The 20,378-nt window shown below is 39.2% G+C and carries 14 protein-coding genes; 5 read left to right on the forward strand and 9 right to left on the reverse strand.

All coding sequences use genetic code 11. The features are described 5' to 3' along the window. Positions 1-51: 51 nt before the first annotated feature. Positions 52-1,434 (reverse strand): arginine decarboxylase, encoded by a 1,383-nt coding sequence (locus Q8S11_RS00370; protein ID WP_305660086.1) that lies wholly within the window; start codon positions 1,432-1,434, stop codon positions 52-54. Between the two features lie 99 nt (positions 1,435-1,533). Between Q8S11_RS00370 and rocF the strand changes: the two genes are divergently transcribed. Then, complete coding sequence (gene rocF / locus Q8S11_RS00375) at positions 1,534-2,481, forward strand: arginase (protein ID WP_305660087.1); 948 nt, start codon at positions 1,534-1,536, stop codon at positions 2,479-2,481. 26 nt (positions 2,482-2,507) lie between these two features. After that, positions 2,508-4,286 (forward strand): arginine--tRNA ligase, encoded by a 1,779-nt coding sequence (gene argS / locus Q8S11_RS00380; RefSeq protein WP_305660088.1) that lies wholly within the window; start codon positions 2,508-2,510, stop codon positions 4,284-4,286. Positions 4,287-4,517: 231 nt separating this feature from the next. Here argS and Q8S11_RS00385 read toward each other — a convergent pair whose 3' ends face one another. Continuing rightward, a complete protein-coding gene (locus tag Q8S11_RS00385; RefSeq protein ID WP_371135106.1) occupies positions 4,518-5,414 on the reverse strand; it encodes a 3-hydroxybutyryl-CoA dehydrogenase in 897 nt (298 codons plus the stop codon). 385 nt (positions 5,415-5,799) lie between these two features. Here Q8S11_RS00385 and Q8S11_RS00390 point away from each other — a divergent pair, with 385 nt between their 5' ends. Both Q8S11_RS00390 and Q8S11_RS00395 read left to right on the forward strand, forming a co-directional pair. Beyond that, complete coding sequence (locus Q8S11_RS00390) at positions 5,800-8,784, forward strand: TonB-dependent receptor (RefSeq protein ID WP_305660089.1); 2,985 nt, start codon at positions 5,800-5,802, stop codon at positions 8,782-8,784. An 11-nt stretch (positions 8,785-8,795) separates the two neighbouring features. Then, positions 8,796-10,196: a RagB/SusD family nutrient uptake outer membrane protein gene (locus tag Q8S11_RS00395; RefSeq protein WP_305660090.1), complete on the forward strand. Its 1,401-nt coding sequence runs from the start codon at positions 8,796-8,798 to the stop codon at positions 10,194-10,196. Positions 10,197-10,382: 186 nt separating this feature from the next. Here the strand turns inward: Q8S11_RS00395 and bioD are convergent, their stop codons facing one another. From bioD to Q8S11_RS00415, 4 genes are all read right to left on the reverse strand, one after another. Beyond that, a complete protein-coding gene (gene bioD / locus Q8S11_RS00400; RefSeq protein WP_305660091.1) occupies positions 10,383-10,994 on the reverse strand; it encodes a dethiobiotin synthase in 612 nt (203 codons plus the stop codon). Further along, complete coding sequence (locus Q8S11_RS00405; protein WP_305660092.1) at positions 10,991-12,112, reverse strand: 8-amino-7-oxononanoate synthase; 1,122 nt, start codon at positions 12,110-12,112, stop codon at positions 10,991-10,993. Before Q8S11_RS00405 ends, bioD begins: the two co-directional genes overlap by 4 nt. Before the next feature lie 70 nt (positions 12,113-12,182). Next, on the reverse strand, positions 12,183-12,626 hold the full coding sequence (locus Q8S11_RS00410; RefSeq protein WP_305660093.1) for a hypothetical protein: 444 nt from the start codon (positions 12,624-12,626) through the stop codon (positions 12,183-12,185). A 73-nt stretch (positions 12,627-12,699) separates the two neighbouring features. Continuing rightward, positions 12,700-13,476: an XRE family transcriptional regulator gene (locus Q8S11_RS00415; RefSeq protein ID WP_305660094.1), complete on the reverse strand. Its 777-nt coding sequence runs from the start codon at positions 13,474-13,476 to the stop codon at positions 12,700-12,702. Between the two features lie 118 nt (positions 13,477-13,594). Between Q8S11_RS00415 and Q8S11_RS00420 the strand changes: the two genes are divergently transcribed. Continuing rightward, positions 13,595-13,945, forward strand: a complete 351-nt coding sequence (locus tag Q8S11_RS00420; protein ID WP_305660095.1) for a GIY-YIG nuclease family protein — start codon at positions 13,595-13,597, stop codon at positions 13,943-13,945. Here Q8S11_RS00420 and msrB read toward each other — a convergent pair whose 3' ends face one another. The 3 genes from msrB to Q8S11_RS00435 all read right to left on the reverse strand — a co-directional run bounded on the left by msrB (position 13,946) and on the right by Q8S11_RS00435 (position 20,261). Then, the gene (gene msrB, locus Q8S11_RS00425; RefSeq protein ID WP_305660096.1) at positions 13,946-14,461 is read right to left on the reverse strand and encodes a peptide-methionine (R)-S-oxide reductase MsrB; all 516 of its coding nucleotides are present in this window, start codon (positions 14,459-14,461) and stop codon (positions 13,946-13,948) included. A gap of 117 nt (positions 14,462-14,578) precedes the next feature. Next, positions 14,579-17,701 (reverse strand): basic secretory protein-like protein, encoded by a 3,123-nt coding sequence (locus tag Q8S11_RS00430; protein ID WP_305660097.1) that lies wholly within the window; start codon positions 17,699-17,701, stop codon positions 14,579-14,581. Between the two features lie 91 nt (positions 17,702-17,792). Continuing rightward, on the reverse strand, positions 17,793-20,261 hold the full coding sequence (locus Q8S11_RS00435; RefSeq protein ID WP_305660098.1) for a transglycosylase domain-containing protein: 2,469 nt from the start codon (positions 20,259-20,261) through the stop codon (positions 17,793-17,795). Positions 20,262-20,378 lie beyond the last annotated feature (117 nt).

The following is a 20,378-nucleotide window of genomic DNA, read 5'->3' on the forward strand; positions in this document are numbered from 1 at the left end:
CTGTCAGCCCGGACTTGATCCCCTGTCAGCCCGGACTTGATCCGGGCCGGGTTAGTAACCCAAAATCTTTAAAACCTGTTTGCTGTTTTGCTCTTCGCCAAATACTTCAAAATTAAAGGTTTCATCACGGTTACGTCGGATAATTACATGTTTAGGTGAAGGAAGCAAGCAATGGTGAATGCCACCATAACCACTCAGCACCTCCTGATAGGCACCTGTGTGAAAAAATCCAAGGTACTGTACTTTTCTGGTCTTAGGCATGAAAACGTTGTTCATATGTGCCTCCTGACTGTAATAATCCTGTCCGTCGCAGGTTATCCCACCCAGATTTACACGTTCGTATTCAGAATCCCAGTTATTTATTGGTGCAAGAATATATTTTTGATTCAGTGCCCAAACATCAGGCAGATTCGTAATGAAAGAACCATCCAGCATCAGCCATTTTTCACGATCATTTTGCTGTTTTCTTCCCAATACCTTATAGAGAATTCCGGATGCTTCAGCAACAGTATATTTACCGAATTCAGTGATGATATCTGGCTCTATTACATCATGTTCTGCACAAATCTCTTTGATTCGCTTTACTATCTCATTGACCATGTATTCGTAGTCGAAATCAAAGGCGAGGGAATCTTTGAACGGCATTCCTCCACCTATATCCAGTGTATCAAGATCAGGATTTATTTTTTTGAACTTGCAGTAAAGGATGGTGTATTTTTCAAGCTCATTCCAGTAATACGGGGTATCAGAGATTCCAGAATTGATAAAGAAATGAAGTAATTTTACCTTGAAATTCGGGTTAGGAGCAATTTTATGATTGTAAAAGTCAATAATATCTTCCATTCTGATTCCTAACCTTGAAGTATAGAACTGTGAATCAGGTTGTTCTTCTGCGGCAATTCGCATACCGATACTGCATGGAATATCCAGTTCGTCATCATAAATATTGAACTCCTCTTTGTTATCCAATACTGGAATAATGTTGTTAAATCCATCATGAAGCATATCAATGATATACTGTTTGTACTGGAAGGTTTTAAACCCATTACATATTACTGTAATATCCTTATTTAAAGAACCTTTCTTTTCCAGTGCGTCAATCATTGGCATGTCAAATGCCGAAGATGTTTCCAGGTGGATATCGTTGCGAAGAGCCTCTTCAACAATGTGTCTGAAGTGAGAGCTTTTGGTACAATAGCAATACTTATAACCACCTCTATAATTATTCTTAACAATGGCTGCCTGAAAGAGTAGTTTCGCCTGCTGTATCTTTTTACTGATAATGGGTAAGTAAGTGAACCGTAGAGGGGATCCATAGGTTTCAATCATTTCCATCAGGTTCAGATCATGGAAATAAAGTTCATCATCAATGATGTCAAAACCATCCTGAGGGAAGCCCACGCTTAAATCAAGAAACTCCGCGTAACTCTGCATTTTTTTATAATTTTGGCAAAGATATAAAAAGCATATAGTATAGAACCAAATACAAGACTTAAAAATATTAAGCCTAAGTTTAAAGCGAAGTTTAAGGGGATGCGTGAACTAAAAATAATTGAGGTCAGATCAGAAATCGGAGCCGGAACCCGCGGTTCAAGTTTAGGGATTGATGCAATTAAAATCGCAGCTCTGGACTTTGGCAGCAGATATTTTAAAAAATACAAAAGCATTGAAGTTCCGAATGAAAATCATCTTTTGCTCGAAACTTCCGGCAATCAATATGCAAAAAGAATATCCGGAGTGCTTACAATGGTGGAAAGGATAGCAGAGGAAGTGGCGAAAACCCTGAGGAATAAGGAGTTTCCAATTATTTTATCGGGTGATCATAGTTGTTCTGCAGGAACCATTTCAGGTATCCGAAAGGCATTCCCAAAAAGCCGGCTTGGAGTGATCTGGATTGATGCTCATTCTGATATTCATTCGCCTTACACCACACCTTCAGGAAATCTGCATGGGATGCCTTTGGCAATTGTTCTGGATGAGGACAATATAGAGTCAAAGATTAATGTGCCAGATCAGGAGACTATAAATTACTGGTATCAGTTAAAAAATGTTGCTAATATTGCTCCGAAAATAAAGTATAATGACCTTGTTTATATTGCGATGCGTGATTCTGAGTCACCTGAACAATATTTACTAAAAAAGCATAAGGTAAAGAACTTTCCCCCATCTGAGATTAAGAAAAGAGGGGTGGAGCGGGTTGCGCTTGACACACTAAAATATTTGCAAAATTGTGACCTGATTTATGTCTCATTTGATGTTGATGCGCTTGATTCCTCTATTTCAAGAGGTACGGGAACACCTGTACCGCATGGTATTACTGAACGGGAAGCCGGAAATTTGCTCGCCCGACTGATGTGCAGTGAAAAAGTTTGCGGGTTTGAGATTGTAGAAGTAAACCCTACGCTCGACAGGGAAAATCTTATGGCTGAGAATGCTTTTGAAATTTTATTGCGTGCAACAAATTCCTTAATTAACGATTAAATTTAGCGGGTGCAGTCCCACAACAGATGACAATAGAAAATACCATAGCAGAGCACATTCAAAACGCTGTTTCAGAACTTTATCAATCCGGGATTGGAATAGATAGCATCGTTATTCAGGAAACAAGAAAAGAGTTTGAGGGGCAGATAACTGTTGTAACCTTTCCTTTTACAAAGTTTTCAAAAAAAACACCTGAACAAACGGGTGCTGAAATAGGTGAATATTTGAAGCTGCATATTAGGGAAGTTACTGCCTTTAATGTTATTAAAGGTTTTCTGAATCTTTCAATTTCAGATACATATTGGATTGATCAGTTACTCAATACCATTCTGGATCAGGGTTTTGGCCGGTTTCCAGGCAATGGTAAAAAAGTAATGGTGGAGTACTCATCTCCAAATACCAATAAACCATTGCATCTGGGGCATGTCAGGAACAATCTTTTAGGTTATTCTGTCGCTGAGATTCTTTCGGCAAATGGTTACGAAGTTATTAAGGTTAACCTGGTAAATGACCGTGGAATTCATATCTGCAAATCAATGCTAGCCTGGGCTTTATTTGGCAATGGAGAGACACCTGAAAGCAGCGGACTGAAAGGAGATCATTTGGTGGGTAAATACTATGTGATTTTTGATCAGGAATACAAAAAGCAGATTGCTGATCTTGTTCAGAAGGGTCAGACTGAAGAGAATGCTAAGAAGAACGCTCCTGTTATCATGCAGGCTCAGGAAATGCTTCTAAAATGGGAAGCTGCCGACCCTGAGGTTATTGCCTTATGGTCAATGATGAATTCATGGGTATATGCTGGTTTTGAACAAACCTATACACAGCTTGGGGTTGATTTTGCTAAATATTACTATGAGTCTGATACTTATTTACTTGGAAAAGATATCATTGAAGAAGGACTGGCTAAGGGTGTTTTCTTTAAAAAAGAGGATGGCTCGGTCTGGATAGATCTTACTGAAGATGGACTGGATCAGAAGCTGGTATTACGAGCGGATGGAACCTCGGTCTATATTACACAGGATCTTGGAACTGCCCAACTAAAATATGATGATTTTAAAGTGGACCAGTCCATATATGTCGTTGGTAATGAACAGGATTATCACTTTAAAGTATTGTTTTTGATCCTGCAGAAATTAGGAAAGTCGTGGGCTAAGGGATTATACCATTTGTCTTACGGAATGGTGGATCTTCCTTCAGGTAAAATGAAATCGAGAGAAGGAACTGTTGTTGATGCGGATGAATTGATGGATGATATGATTCAAACCGCAAAAGAACGTACTGAAGAGCTGGGTAAGGTAGATGAATTTTCGGAGCATGAGAAAGATGAGCTTTACAATATGATCGGTTTGGGTGCGCTTAAGTTTTTCCTGTTAAAAGTTGAACCTAAAAAGAGACTGTTGTTCGATCCGAATGAATCTATTGATTTTCAGGGGCATACAGGTCCATTTATTCAATATACTCATGCCAGGATACGTTCTGTACTTGCAAAAGCAGATTATAAAGCCAAAATATCACTTGATCATTCGCTTGAACTAACAGTCCTGGAAAGGGAACTCATCGTTAATCTGAGTAAATACCCTGTAGTAATTTCAGCCGCAGCAAAGGAGTATAGTCCGGCGCATATTGCAAATTATGTTTTTGAACTGGCTAAACTTTTTAATAAGTTTTACCATGAGGAAAGCATACTCAAAGCAGAAGATTCAAGCGTTAAAAATTTCAGACTGGATCTTGCTGCCGCGACTGCAGCTACCATCAATAAGGGAATGGCTTTACTGGGGATAAGGGTGCCCTCAAGGATGTAAATAATTGAGAATGCAGAGTTGAGAATGGAGAATGGAGAGTTGAGAATGGAGAATTGAATTACCGTCATTTCGAACACGCGGGTAGTATTATTCCATTTTCAATAATTGAGATGAGTGGAGAAATCTGCTAAGATTATATGGATTTGCAGTTTTAAGATAGTTAAAAATGAATATTATTTTGAAACAGATTCCTCGGTCATACCTCAGATTTCAAATCTCATAATTTCCAATTTACCTTTTGAATTTACCCGAAACCACAAGTTCTTTCGAGCCTCCAGAATAATCATAAAACCCATTTCCTGTTTTGACACCCAACTGACCAGCTGTTACCATTTTAACGAGTAGGGGACAAGGGGTATATTTTGGATTCCCAAAACCCTGATATAATACATTCATGATTGCCAGACAAACATCAAGTCCGATAAAATCAGCTAATTGTAAAGGCCCCATTGGGTGAGCCATTCCGAGCTTCATAACGGTATCAATTTCGTGAACTCCGGCAACACCTTCATACAAGGTGTAAATAGCCTCGTTGATCATAGGCATTAATATTCGGTTAGCCACAAATCCGGGATAATCATTTACCTCAACGGGTATTTTATTCAGTTTTATGGATAAATCCATTATGCTCCTGGTAACCTCATCAGAACTAGAATATCCACGAATAACTTCCACCAGTTTCATTACTGGTACCGGGTTCATGAAGTGCATTCCAATTACTTTATCCGGTCTTTTAGTTGCTGAGGCAATTGTAGTAATTGAGATGGAAGAGGTATTTGAAGCAAGAATGGCTTCTGGCTTGCAGTAGAGATCCAGATCTCTGAATATCTGTAGTTTGATACCCTGATTTTCTGTGGCAGCTTCGATGATGAGATCTGAATCATGTACTGCAATGGCAATATCAGTAAAAGTTTTAATATTACTGATTGACTTTTGTTTTAATTCGTTAGTAATCAAATTTTTAGCAACCTGTCGATCAAGGTTTTTATGGATAGTTTCCATTCCCTTTTTTAGACTTTCTTCTGAAATATCGACCAGATGGACACTATAACCCGACAAAGCAAAGGTATGCGCAATGCCATTGCCCATGGTCCCGGAGCCTATAACTGAAATTGTTTGTATGTTGATCATATTGGGAATTAATATTCAGGCAATTTAGCTGCTGCTCAAATTTAGGAATGATTTTCCGCTTATTTAATGCGGTTGGAAAAGAAGTATTTTTCAGGGTGGCGCCAGAACCACTTAATAATATAAACTATGTAACAGTTTTTTTGCTTGAAAATAGCCTGATTTATCATTAAAAACGTAAATAGAAATTTAACATCTCACATAATAAAGGATTTACAGGTATTCAAAATCTTTGTTTTTGAGCCAATAGTATTTTGCTATGCAACATTATTGTTACTATAAAGTTACAGTTAGAATACATGGATATTGTGTTAGAACACTTAATATTGCGCCCTATGTCCGTGTCTGCGGATCAAAACCAATTATCTAATTAAACATTTTAAAAATGAAAAGAAAATTACTAGCTTTCTTATTGTTTGGCTTATTCGCTGTTTCAAGCGCTATAGCACAAAATAAGACCATCACTGGTAGAGTTGTTGGAGCCGATGACGGCCTCCCTCTGCCTGGTGTTTCCGTACGTGTTAAAGGTGGCACTGCGGGTACTACTACAGGTGCTGAAGGAAATTACTCCTTAAGTGTGCCTGCTAATGCCTCTGTGTTGGCATTTACTTATATCGGTTATTTAGCACAGGAAGTAACAATTGGTTCAGGAAACCGTGTTGACGTACGTTTAGTTACTGATGCAAAACTCCTTTCTGAAGTTGTAGTGGTTGGTTATGGTGCTCAGAGCCGTGCATTAAGTACACAATCAACAGCAACAGTAAGTGCTGAATCATTCAAAAACGTGCCGATTATCAGTCCGCAGCAAATTTTGCAAGGTCAGGCGGCTGGTGTGAACATGGTGAATTCGTCGGGTCTTTTGGGAGCTTCTTCCCAAATCACTATCCGTGGTGGGTCTTCTTTAACTGCTGGTGGTCAACCTCTTTATGTAATTGATGGTGTTCCATTGAATACAGGAAATTACACTCAGACACAAGGTGCTCCTGCAGGAGCAGGATTGAACCCATTATTAAATATCAATGCAAATGATATCGAGAGCATGACTGTACTTAAAGATGCATCTGCTGCAGCTATCTACGGTTCAAGGGGTTCAAACGGGGTTATTCTAATTAAGACAAAATCTGGTGCGAATAATTCTGAGACCAAGATTAATGTAGATTACTTTAATGGTACTTCTCAGCCTACTGATATCCTGAAATACATGACTGCTGATCAGTGGAGAACTTTCCGCAGAGATTATCTGGTAGCAAACAATACTGCAGTTCCTGCTTATCCTACTACCAGCTTTGACTGGGCTGATGCCGTTGTAAGAACAGGTAAAATGAATAATGTTAATGCAAGTGCTTCAGGTGGTAATGACAAAACTAGGTTTTATCTTGGCGGTACTTTCTCTGATGAATCAGGTTATACTGTAGGTAATGACTTAGATCGATTATCGGGTCGTTTTAACTTCAACCACAACATTAGTCAAAAAGTTAGAGTTGGATTGAACTACAATTTAGCAAGAGTTAATTCAGACCGTATCGGTGCTGAAAACAGTACATACGCGCCTTTAACTGCTGCATACTTACAGCTTCCATATGTTATGCCTTATGATGCAAACGGAAACTTTGTGAATACAGGTTTTGTGCAAAACGTATTAGGTCTTGAAGCTACTGGTTTCAACACGTTAAATTCAACACGTAATACAGGTAATGCTTTTGCAGAAGTTGATATCGCTAGTGGATTGACATTCAAAACTGATTGGGGTATTGACAATGCTTTATTTGATGAAAAATATCGTGAGGTTGATATTTTTACACCTGGTGGTTACGGATATATCTCAAGACGTCAGGATAATAAATGGCTGACTTCAAATACCTTAAATTATAATAAGATTATTGGTCAAAACCATTCAATTAGTGGATTAATGGGTTACTCATTCGAAACCTCAAGACTGACCAATGGATTATTTGAAGGACAAGGATTTGCAAGTGATGCATTGCCAAATATTGGTTCTGCTTCCACTCCGCTTACTGCTTCTGAAACAGGTTCAGAATGGGCTTTAGAATCACAGTTCGCCCGCCTTGGTTATGCATACAATGATAAATACCTTTTAGAAGGAACAGTTAGGAGAGATGGTTCTTCCCGTTTCGGTGAAAATAAAAGATATGGTATTTTCTATGCAGCTTCTGCCGGATGGATTGTGTCTAATGAGAACTTCTTTAATAAGGATAACAAAATTGCTCAATTCCTGAAATTCACTGCGAGTTATGGTATATCAGGAAATGATCAGATAGGTTACTTTGATTATCTGGGTACATTCGGTGCTGGTGCTGCATACAGTGATGCTTCTGCATCTACTCCAGCACGTGTTGCCAATCCAAACTTAGGATGGGAAGAAACAGAGCAATTGGATATCGGTCTTACAACCAGATTATTTAATGCAATAGATTTGCAATTAAACTATTATAACAAGAATACCCAGGGATTGTTAGCTAGTGTTCCTTATCCATTCACCACTGGTTTTGCTTCGGCAACCCAAAATATTGGTGAAATGAGAAACAGAGGTTTTGAAGTTACTTTAGGTACTCAAAACGTTAAATCTGAAAACTTCTCCTGGACTACCAATTTCAATATCGGTTTCAATAAAAACACCGTATTGTCATTGCCAGAGAATAAAGACCCTGAAGGAAGAAACTTTATTTCAGGATCTACCGCACAAAGAGCGGTGGTTGGTGAATCAAGGAACTCATTCTACCTGATCAGGTACAAAGGTATTAATCCTGCAACGGGTGATGCTGAGTGGTTGAAAAAGGATGGTACTGCAACTACAACTCCGGTTGCTGCTGACCGCGTAATAGCTGGAAAAGCTGATCCGGATTTTGTTGGTGGTTTCACTAATAGTTTCCGTTACAAGGAATTTGACCTGACTGCTTTCTTTAACTTTGCATATGGTAATAAGGTCTTAATTGACGGATTACGTTTCACTGAAAACTTCGCAACAGGTTCATACAATAAAAGTACAGATCTGTTAAACTACTGGAAAGCAGCAGGAGATCAGGCATTTGCGCCTCGTTTGAATAGCCCAACCCGCGCTACTTACAGTCAGTTGTCAACTAATCAGTTACAGGATGGATCTTATGCAAGATTGAAAACTGTAACACTTGGTTACAATCTGCCATCTTCTGTTCTTGGCAAAACTAAGGTATTACGTTCTGCAAGGATCTATGTCTTAGGCCAAAACTTATGGACAATTCAGAACAAAGATTTCAGAGGACCAGATCCTGAAGTTTCTGCAAACGGACCAAACAACCTTATTATGGGTGAATCGTTCTTTGCATTGCCACAGGCTAAATCTGTTACGTTTGGTATCAACTTAGGACTTTAATTTAAGAAATAATGAAAATAAAATATATAATAGCAATTTCAGCACTGGCATTTTCACTGAGTTCATGTGAAAATAAATTAGCGCTGACACCAGAGCAGGATTTAACTGAAGAGACTATCTTCAGTAGTCCTTCTACTGCAAGAAGTGCCGTATTAGGTGTATACAGTACTGCTCAAACTCTTGAATTTTACGGTTCTATGCCGCAAATTATTGAAGAGTATATGGGAGATAATGTTGAATTTGTAGGTTCTTTCCCAACACTTCAGGAGCTTAGGGATTTCACAACCGTTTCAACCAATTCAAACGTTTCTGGTATCTGGCAGGTACATTATCAGGTTATTACCCGTGCAAACAAAGTAATTGCCAATATTGGAAGTGTAGCTGGTTTATCAGATGCCGAGAAAAATCAGTTTGCTGGAGAGGCAAAGTTCTTACGTGCTTTGGCCTATTTGCAATTGGTAAATATGTATGCTCAACCATTTCAGCAAAGCACCGGAACTAATCTTGGTGTACCTCTGGTTGTTGATGATTTTACTGGAACAATTACATATCCTGCAAGAGCAACCGTTAACCAGGTTCATGATCAAATTAAAAAGGATCTTACAGAAGCTGCTGCAGCATTACCTGCAAGCTATACTTCAGGTACAGATACCAGAGGTCGTGCAACAAAAGGCGCTGCTAATGCATTATTGTCGAGGTTATATCTTTACCGTGAAGAGTGGGCAAATGTAATTACGGCTGCAAGGGCTGCAATTACTGGTCCTTACACTTTAGCTACTGACTATACTTTTTACAATAAAAATACTGCTGAAGATGTGTTTACTATCCAGAACTCTGCAACAGATAATGGAAGAACAGGTTCAGGTGGTTGGGCATCTTATTATACTCCGGCACCATTGGGTGGTCGTGGTGATGCTCCTTTCTCAGCTAATTTAATAGCGGCATATGAAGCAGAAGCAGGAGATAAGCGTTATTTATTAAAGCGTACTGGAACTGCAGCAGATGCACTTAGCCGTACATTTACTTCTAAATTCCCGGATGCTGTAAACAATTCAGATAATTCACCTGTAATCAGAATTACTGAGGTTTATCTGAACCTTGCTGAAGCATTGGCTCAGCAAACAGCGCTTAGTGCTGAAGCTATCACCATTTTGAACAACCTTAGAAATAGAGCGGGATTAGCTCCTAAATTGGTTTTTGCAAGTAAGCAGGCATTAATTGATGCCATTCTTCTTGAAAGAAGAAAAGAACTTGCTTTCGAAGGTTTCAGAAGAATGGATATGCTTAGATACAAGCAAAACCTGAGATCAGGTAATCCTCTGGCAGCTTTTGGTGGTCAGAAAACTATTCTTCCTATCCCTCAGCGAGAATTGGATAATAACAAGAACTTACAACCGAATCCTGGTTTCTAAGTCTTAAATTGTTAAGATGAAAAAGGTCCTGAGTTTAGCTCAGGACCTTTTTTTTGTTTCTGATATTTCCCTGATAGATATAATTTCCCTGGAATTTGGAATGAAGCCCCCCAGCAATTGAATAAAACCCAAAAAAGAACAAATAAAGAAGGCTTATCCGGCAGCCAATAATAGTGAAGTAATTTTCTACCAGATCATTTTCTCTGTAAATGCTGATATACTATCAGCATTTAGTACATTAAAGTAAGGAATATGAATGCTTTCAATTTGCAAATACTTCCTGATGATCCCTTCAGAATCATGATCATGATCCCCGGAAAATATAAGCCGGCTTAATTTAATACCATTGCTTTTCAGAATCCCGTCCGACATCAGGGTATGATTGATGCTACCCAGATAGTTTTTCGAAACCAAAATAACTTCAGCATCCAATTTTTTTATCAGGTCAATCATTAAAAAGTTGTCATTCAGGGGCACCATTAATCCGCCTGCACCTTCTATTATTAACTGATTGTTTGTATCGGGTAATACAATTTTTTGCGGATCGATATATATTCCATCAATAGCAGCAGATTTGTGAGGGGAGAAGGGCTGTGTAAGTCGATATGATTCAGGATGGAATGTTGTTGTGTTGTTAGTCACCAGGCTTCTGACATGGTCAGTATCGCTGTTATCAAGGTCGCCTGATTGAATAGGTTTCCAGTAGTCGGCTTTCAGTTTTTGAACCAAAATGGCAGAAACAATAGTTTTACCAATGCCGGTGCCTATGCCTGTTATAAATATTGGACGTTTTCTCAAAGTGTTTTATTTAATAGTTCACAAAAGCTTTTTATCTCTTCAATTGAATTGTGATTATGCAGGCAGATTCGCAGACGTTCCGATCCTTCTGCAACACTCGGACTCAGAATTGCCCTTAGGTCAAAACCTTCCACCTGAATAAGCCTGGCTATTTCCCTGGCCTTCTCGTTTCCGGGAATGACAATGATTTGAATAGCTGATCTGCTATTCAGCAGATTGATTCCTGTTTTGGCGTTCTGTTTGAAAAATTTTATCCGCTGATGAATTTCTGATTGATGATCTCTGCTATTAAGGTACAAGTAGGCACTCTTAACAGCCAGGTGACTAAGGAATGGTGCGGCTGTTGTATAGATGAAAGCCCTTGAAAAGTTGATCAGATAGGATCTCAACTGCTTGCTGCCGAGGATAGCAGCACCATGGCTACCTAAAGCTTTGCCAAAAGTGATAATTCTGGCGAATACCTCCCCGCAAAGTCCCAGCTCATAAACCAGCCCTTTGCCTGAATCGCCGAATATCCCCACCGCATGGGCCTCATCAACGATGAGTGCTGCACTGTATTGCTTTGCAAGTTTCGCTATTTGTTTTAAGGGTGCTTCATCTCCATCCATAGAGTACACACTTTCAACAACTATAAATATCCTTCCTTTAGCCTGTTTTAATTTTTGTTCCAGACTGCTGTGGTCATTATGCCTGAATACATAACGGGATGCATGGCTTAACCTTATCCCATCGATTATTGAAGCATGTATGAATTCATCTGAAATAATGGTATCACCACGCTGTGGAAGGCATGCTAACAAACCAATATTAGCATCAAAGCCTGAATTGTATATCAGTGCGCTTTCTGCATCGTGGAAAAGGGCAATCCCCTGCTCCAGATTTTCGGTAAAGCTATGATTGCCGGCCAATAGCCTGGAACCACCTGAGCCCATGCGATACTCAGGATATTTCTTTAATTCAGTTTCAAATAAGATCTTTAACTCTTCTGATCGCGAAAAGCCCAGATAATCGTTTGAACAGAAGTCAATGAGCGAATTCTCCGTTTTTAACGTACGAAGTGATTTGTTTTTAATGCGCTGATCAAGGCTTTTGGAAATGAAAGTGTTGATGTCTCTCAAATTTTTTTGTTAAAAATAATAAAAGCGACCTGAATTGGGTCGCTTTTATTAGAAATGAATCAAAGAATTATTAACCCTTTCTCATTCCCGGTCTGTGTTCTGACCGGTTTTTCATTCTTTCTTTAGCTTTTTGTTTCATTTCTTCCATCGCTTTTTGTTGCTCAGCATTCAGAATCTTATTCATTTTCTTTTCAGATTCATTCATGATCTCTCTGCGCTTTTCCATCTGGGATTTTCTCATATCCATTTCAGATTTACGGAGTTTTTCCATTTTTACGGCGCGTTCCAGATGCAGGGCATAAACTTTATCTTTTTGCTCCTGACTTAGATTGAGTCTTTTTTCTAAGGCATCAGCGCTCATTTTTGCACGCTCTTCCGGAGTTTTCATTTCCTGGGCAGACCGCTGTCCATGTGGGCCTGGCCCTGCAGGTCTCTTTCCTGGTGTTGTATCCTGTGCAAAGCCGGAAGTAATAACTCCGACAAATAGGGCTGCAATAATCAATATCTTCTTCATATCTGTATGTGTTTATATATTCAGATAGATGGATTTACCGATCAATAGTTTAAAATGGAAATGTTAAATTATGTTAATTCCGGTTTTTATCAAGGTTTGAGATGGATTTCTGCATTTGTGAAACCATATTAGTCAGGGTTTCAAGTGTTGGCTCTGGCGCAGGTTCAGGGAAATTAGTACTGATAAATGCTTTGGCTTTCCATATTTCCAATAATTCATCTGTCGGAATGGCATAGGGCTCATAAACCGGATTATCTGAAATGAGCTTTAATGTCTTATTTTCCTTTACCCTGTTTCCTATTCTTTTGTATACTATGCCATCGCTCTTGCTTATCACCACATAGGTATCACCCGGCTTTATATCATTCCAATTGCTGAGATATTCGCCAACTACAATTGTTCCTGATTGAAGTGGAAGCATCGAATCACCTTTAATTTCAAATGCACGGTAAGTCCCCTGGCGGAACATGGGCAAATGGAATTTTGGTAATTCACTGATGTATTCAGGATCTCCGTATCCATTTAAATAGCCTGCACTTGCTTTTACAGGAACCAGTTCGATATTCTCTCTGTCCTGACTGTCTACCGAAATACTTAATACCCTGATATTTGCGGGATCCCCTTTGGGTTTAGGTTTCCAACGATCATCAATGCGATCATTAATGAGTTCATCCATGGAAAGCTCATAAAATTCCGCGAATTTTTTTAGTAATTCATATTTAGGTTCTGCCCGATCCTCTTCATAAGCTCCTACCAGGGAGCGTTTGATTTCCAGAGTATCAGCAAATTGCTGCTGTGTAAGCCCTTTTTTCTTGCGGAGGTACTTCAGATTTGAAGAAATGTTTGACATTTTAAAATAAATTTGGAAATACTAAAAAAGTTAGTAAATTTATGCTCATAAAATTAGTAAATATTTTCAGAACAAAAAATTTAATTTTTAATATATGCCGATCCTAATCAAACCAGCCATGAAGACCAGAAAATTTGTTTATTTGGTTACAGACCGTAACCGCAGTTGTATCCACGTAGGGATGAGTTCTGACCTGATGAAGACCATGAGTTTTTACAGGCAGATGCCGAATTTATTTTTTGATGCCGGACAGCAATTAACCAGGCTGGTTTATTTTGAGGAATTAAATTCTGAAAGCCTGGCAATGGAGCGGTTCAAACTCATCAGCAAATTCACGCGTATTCAGAAGGACAGATTGATCAGGTCTGTTAATCCGGATTGGATAGACCTGACCATCGGTTTGGATTTTGAGCAGATTCTGGTTTCAGGTATCCAAACTATGAATACTAATGTAAGAAGTCTATCCTGATTACTTTTTAATGAATTTTAGTGCAGCCGAGTTCATGCAATAACGCTTTCCGCCTTTGTCTTTAGGGCCATCATCAAATACATGGCCCAGATGTAGCCCGGTTTTGGTTTCAATCACTTCATCACGGACCATTCCATGGCTGTTATCTGTAACCACTGTTATAACACCCGCTTTAATGGCTTTTGTAAAACTCGGCCATCCACTTCCTGATTCAAATTTATCCTCAGAACTAAATAAAGGTTCACCGGTCGCAGCGCTGACATATATTCCTTTCTGATGATTGTCATTGTAGGGATTACGAAAAGGAGGTTCTGTGCCACGTTTAACCATCACTTCGAAGGCAATTGGACTAAGTACTTTTCTCCATTCGGCTTCAGATTTCTGAACGGGGAAGGTTAAGGCTTTGGTGCTATTGGACTTGCTTTTAGGATTTGTTTGTCCGCAACCTGAAGTTGATACAACTAACAATAGTATCGCAATACTTAAAACTGACTTCATTACTTTAGTTATTTTCATTTTTACTTTACACAAGTTGGATTGGATTAATTATTCTTGTATTAGAAAGTACGAAATTGCATTAGAAAGAGTTTTCCCTTAAACAAAGAAAGCGGTCCCGAAGGCCGCTTTCTTTGTTTACCATCCCGGAGCGAATGTCATACCAAATATTCCGGTTTTAATATCTTTCCTTTGGAAAGGTATAGCATAATAGGGTTCTAAGATAAAGTAACCGAATACATTGACTCTAAGCGATACACCTGCACTCGTCGCAGGAATACGTTCCATATACCCATTTATAGTCCTAGGGGATGAGCGGAAGGCCACTTTTGAGTCATTATCATATGCAAGACCCATATCAAAGAACAGGTTCAGATCTGAAAAAAGAAATTTGGATTCAATAGCGGCCAGTTTCTCAGGGCCTGTGAATGGAAGACGCAATTCGAAATTAGCAACAGCGATTCGGGAACCAACTAGTTGATTAATATCAAATTCTCCTGATCCGCTATTAGATGCTGCTCCATTCCGGTAAAATGAATTGGCATCATAACCGCGAATAAAGAATCCATTACCTGCAAACATTTGAAAAAGCCGGTTTTCATCACGGCCCATACGGGTATAAGTATAAATTCTGCCTGCGATGGTAATGGGTTTCAACCTGACATATCTTCTTGCATCTGCGGTAATTGCATTTAATTTAAAGTCTCCCTGATAATTTTCAATTCCCACCCGGTATCGGAAACCATCCAGAGGGCCAGTCATACCTGAGAAGGAGTTATCCCCAACAAATGCTGCATTTAACTGTATGGTAGTAAAAGGGTCAAAAAACACTCCATAAAAAGATGATGCATCGTCCCTCGAAAGTTTTCGGCGGTCTGCACCGATTGGGAAACCACTGTTATAATCGTAATAATTACTAAAACGGTCTATACGGTAGCTGTACCTGGAAATGCCGCTTCCTGTCTCGAAGCGATGGTTTCTTGAAAATGGGTAAGATGCAAAAACAGAAAACTGATCCTCGAAGGTGCGAATGATATCATAATTTTCAATATAAGTTGGCCCAACTCCAGGCAGATTTTCTACAGTGGCTGAAACCTGCCCAGAAACATAAGGAATATGCGAACCAACTACTCCCCAATTGATTCTGCTTTGCTGATTTACATAGGCTAGCTGCCCACCAAAATCATAAATCTCTCCATTTACTGCCGCTGTTGCAAAGATCTGATTTCTACCAAGTATATCACTGAAAACACCTTGAACACCACTTGCAAGCCCGGTTCCAAACCTACCAACTGATGCTCCAACTCCATTACTTGAAAGGTAATCAAGTTTGAATTTAGGCTTATAGGCAATAGTGCGGATCGAATCTTTAGGAATTCTTTCAAAGCGCTCAAAATTATTCAGGTTAGCATTGATAATATTTACACCGACAGATCTTGTGGGTGGTAATAAAGCTGCATCAAAATTTATTTCCTGAACACCAATTTCCTTCGGTTTAAATTCGGTAGCTTTTGCGTTATATATAGTGTATTTCTGTGCTCTGTAATAGGAATATAAAATGTCATCATTGTTTGAAACACTCAGGGCAGGGGAGTATTCAGTGATTCCGCTAATCCCTGTAAAATAATCAGTTAACTGTTCCACTGTTTTATTATCGAGTGAATAGCGGTACAGATTTCTGAAACCATCTCTATTGGATAGAAAATATATACTCTTATTGTCGCCCGAATATTGTGGATTCAGGTTATTGGCTCCGTCAAAAACCTCCAGATTACTAACAGACTTAGTGGCTATATCCAAAACAGCCAGGCTCATTGTTATATCAACACCGATGGCTGATTTATCGAATGTGGTACGGTCGGTACTGAAAACAATCGAACGTCCGTCTCTTGAATAGCTCGGGTGATAATCCGAGTATTTATCATTGGTTAATTGGGTCAGGACCTTGGTACGCAGATTAAACTGATAGAGGTCATTTTGACCTTCTCTCAGCCCTGAAAACGCAACGTCATTCCCATTAGGTGACCAGGTAACATTACTAAATTCTTCAACATTGCCCATGGCTTCAGTAGAAAGCAAACGGCCGCTTGTAGCATCTACCACCAGAAGTTTGGTTACACCGCCGCTGAATGCGCTAAAAGCAAACTTTTTACTGTCGGGTGACCATGCGCCCGCTGATTCTATAAAATTGTATTCATCTATATGCCCGCTTTTTGCCTTACTGGAAAGTTTTTTCAGGATTTTTCCGGTTTTGGCATCCGCAAGAAAGAGATCGATGCTGAGGAGGTCACGTTCTGACAGGAATGCAACATAATTTCCATCAGGTGATATGGCCGGAGCAAGGTTGTAAGTAGCCCCACCATTCTTATCATCAATTATCTTTTTCCCAATTGGTGTTTGGGCAGTGTCTTTAAGAAATGGCCTGTAGGTATTCTCAACGCTTGTTTTCCAAAGACTGGATAATGTTCTTTCATCATATCCAAAAGTTCTGCGAATAGCCATTTCATAGCCATATTTCGCAGTTTCCTTAAAGAGTGGGACGATGACTGTATCACCGTATGTGGAACCAATGTACGACCAGAATGCCTGTCCGTAGCGATATGGGAAGTACTTATTGGTTGTTGTCAGGTCTCTTAAAGAAGGAATATCCTTGTTCAGGTATGCATCACGCATCCACATGGATGTATAAGCATCCTGCTTTCCTACCGAAAGGTATTCTGCCATACCTTCTACCATCCATAAAGGTAAATTGCCTATGTTTTCGAGGTTGGTTGAGTCACCCTCAATCAATGAGTGGTATTGAAAAGCATGCACGAGCTCGTGACCTAATACGTGCCTTGTTTGGTGATTTAACTGGGAAATGGGCATGATCACCCTATTTTTTAGTCCTTCGGTAACACCACCTGTACCAACCCCAATACTACCCATTAAGGCGGTGGTTTGTTGAAAATCTGGATGGTTTGAATAAAGTATAAATGGATTTTTCTTTAAGAAGGTATCTCTGAATACCTGCTGGTGTAATTCATACCAAACCTCAGCCTCTTTCGCAAAACGCTGTACAAGACTATCATTTTTTAGATAATAGTACAGGTCAAAGTGAGGGGTTTCATAAACCTTAAACTTAAGGTTTTTATATCTGACCTTATTCTGACCAAAATATTGTGCTTGTGCGTCAATAGCGGCACTAAAAAAAATGGCAGTAAATAAGATTATGATTAGCCAAAATGATGGCATTTTTCGGCAAATACTACGCTCTCTCATATTATATAATGAAATGGACTTTTTCTAAATTACGTAAAATTAATGATTTTGATTTCCCGGGAAGTAAAATATCAGGTCATTAAATCATAAATCAATTATTTTGTTTTGCTTTATTCTGTCTACGTTCTTCCCTAATCTCTTTCCGTGATTTTTGTACCTCAACCGGACTTTCTGTTTTCTTGTTGGCGGGCTGCTTGTTTTCCTGTGATTGATTACCCCTGTTCTCCTGAACATTCGGATTTGTAGTACTTCGGATAATTAAATTTGGTGCTTCTAATGTGTCAGGAGCTTCAAATGGGATATATAAAGAATCAATAAATGCTGAGTCTATCGCCGTCGTATCGGGCCGGCTATAAGCGGTTACACATTGATACTCTCTCGTAATTTCTACTCCAGGTTTAGGGAATGGCCCAGGTTTTATACCTAATGATACATCCTTATAAACTTTTTCCATGAATTTGCCGAAAATTGGAAGGGCCGTTCTCGATCCTTCACCGGTCTGGGATGTTTTAAAGTGTACACTTCGCTCATCAGCACCAACCCAAACCCCGGTAACCAGATCTTTAGTAACACCCATATACCAGCCATCTACATAGTCAGACGATGTTCCTGTTTTGCCACCTATCTGGTTATTATTCTTCCACAGATCCCATTCCCACAGGGCCTGGGAGGTTCCTTCAGGCTCTTCCATTCCTCCCCGAAGCATGTAGATCATCAGCCATGCTATTTCTTCAGTAAGAGTTCTTTTCTGTTCGGCCTTGAACTCCACTATCAGGTTTCCTTCTGAATCAGTAATCTTTTCTACCAATATGGGTTCTGTCCTGATTCCTTTATTCAGAAAAGTACCATATGCTTTTACCATTTCAAAAACACTGACATCATTTGGTCCCAGACTGACCGAAGGAACAGCCTTCAGATCACTCTCAATTCCACATTGGTGTGCATACTTTACCACATTCTCAGCTCCAACTTTTTCAGTGATTTGTGCTGTAATTGAATTGACAGACTTGCCCATAGCCCAGCGTAAAGACATTTGCCTTCCGGAGAATCTGTAATCTGCGTTTTTGGGTTCCCAGTAAATTGTTTTCCCTTTGTTGATAGAATAGGGAATCCTTACCGCTTCATCAGTAAATTTATCGCAGGGATTCATTCCGGATTCGAGAGCGGCCAGGTATGCAAAGGGTTTGAATGTTGATCCTGCCTGCCTTTTGGCCTGATTTACATGATCATATTTGAAATATTTATTATTAATTCCGCCAACCCATACTTTAATATGCCCATTAAACGGATCCAGAGACATCATTCCGGTATTCAGAATTTTAGCATAATATTTAATGGAATCTATTGTAGAGAATTGTACTTCTTTTTCCCCGTCCCAGTTAAATACCTTCATTTTTTTTGTCCTGTTCAAATAATAGTTGATTGAATCAGGATTATTATTGAATCTTTTTTTCAAGAAGTCATAATAGGGAAGCCTCTGTGCCGCTTTTTCAGGAAAATCAAGAATTTCTTTTCCATCTGATGTGCGCCATGGGTTTTCGTTTCCCCAGACATTTTCAAATCTTTTTTGCAGGATCTTCATGTGACCATTAACAGCTTCTTCTGCGTACCTCTGCATTCTGGAGTCTATGGTGGTATAAATTTTCAGTCCATCGGCATACAGATCATAATCATTGTCTTCGCACCATTTTTCGAGGTATCTTGAAACAGCTGACCTTAAATAGGATCCGCCGTCACTGCCTTCATCGAGGCTTCCGGGATTAAGTTTAAGTGGCCGCTGACTATACTTTTTAAACTCAGATGCGTTCAGATATTCGTATTTTTCCATCTGGCTGAGTACTGTGTTCCGGCGATCAAGTGCCTTATCAGGATTTCGGATTGGATTATACGTGGTGGTTGCTTTCAGCATCCCGACAAGCAGTGCGGCTTCTTCAACCTGTAATTTGTTTACCTCTTTATTGAAATACCGTTTGGATGCAGTCTTTATTCCGAATGTATTATTGCCAAATGGTACAGTATTAAGGTAGAGTGTCAGAATCTCGTTTTTGGAATAATATTTCTCAAGTTTGAATGCGGTGAGCCATTCTTTCAACTTGAAAATTACGGTTCTGACAATTGGAATATACTTGATGAGTCCCTGGGATTTCCTGTTTCGTGTACTGTATAGATTTTTTGCAAGCTGTTGGGTAATTGTACTGGCTCCGCGACGGTCACCCGTAGCGGTTGATATCATACTTGAGATCAGAGAGCGTACATCAATCCCGCTGTGCTGGAAAAATCGTACATCTTCTGTCGCAACCAAAGCATCAATCACTGCAGGAGATATGCTATCATATTCAACAGGTGTGCGATTTTCTACGTAATATTTTCCAATCAGTTTACCATCAGTAGTATAAAGTTCGGAGACAATATTTATACTGGGACTCTTAATATCTTTTATAGAGGGTGAATAACCAAAAAGCCACAAAAAATTAAGTTCCAGTGCGCAAAAAAACAGGATAATTAAGTAAAAAACTATTGCAGAATAACGAAGTGGCTTGTTTTTAATTCTTCTGAACATAGGGTAAATATGAGGAAATCATGATTAATATGCGGTAAAATTCTAAGAATTTCTAAATACCGTCAAAATAACGTTAAAGGGATAAAAATTGTTTTAAATTGCTGGCAAAGATTTTTA

Source organism: Daejeonella sp., from assembly GCF_030695525.1.
Lineage (GTDB): Bacteria > Bacteroidota > Bacteroidia > Sphingobacteriales > Sphingobacteriaceae > Daejeonella.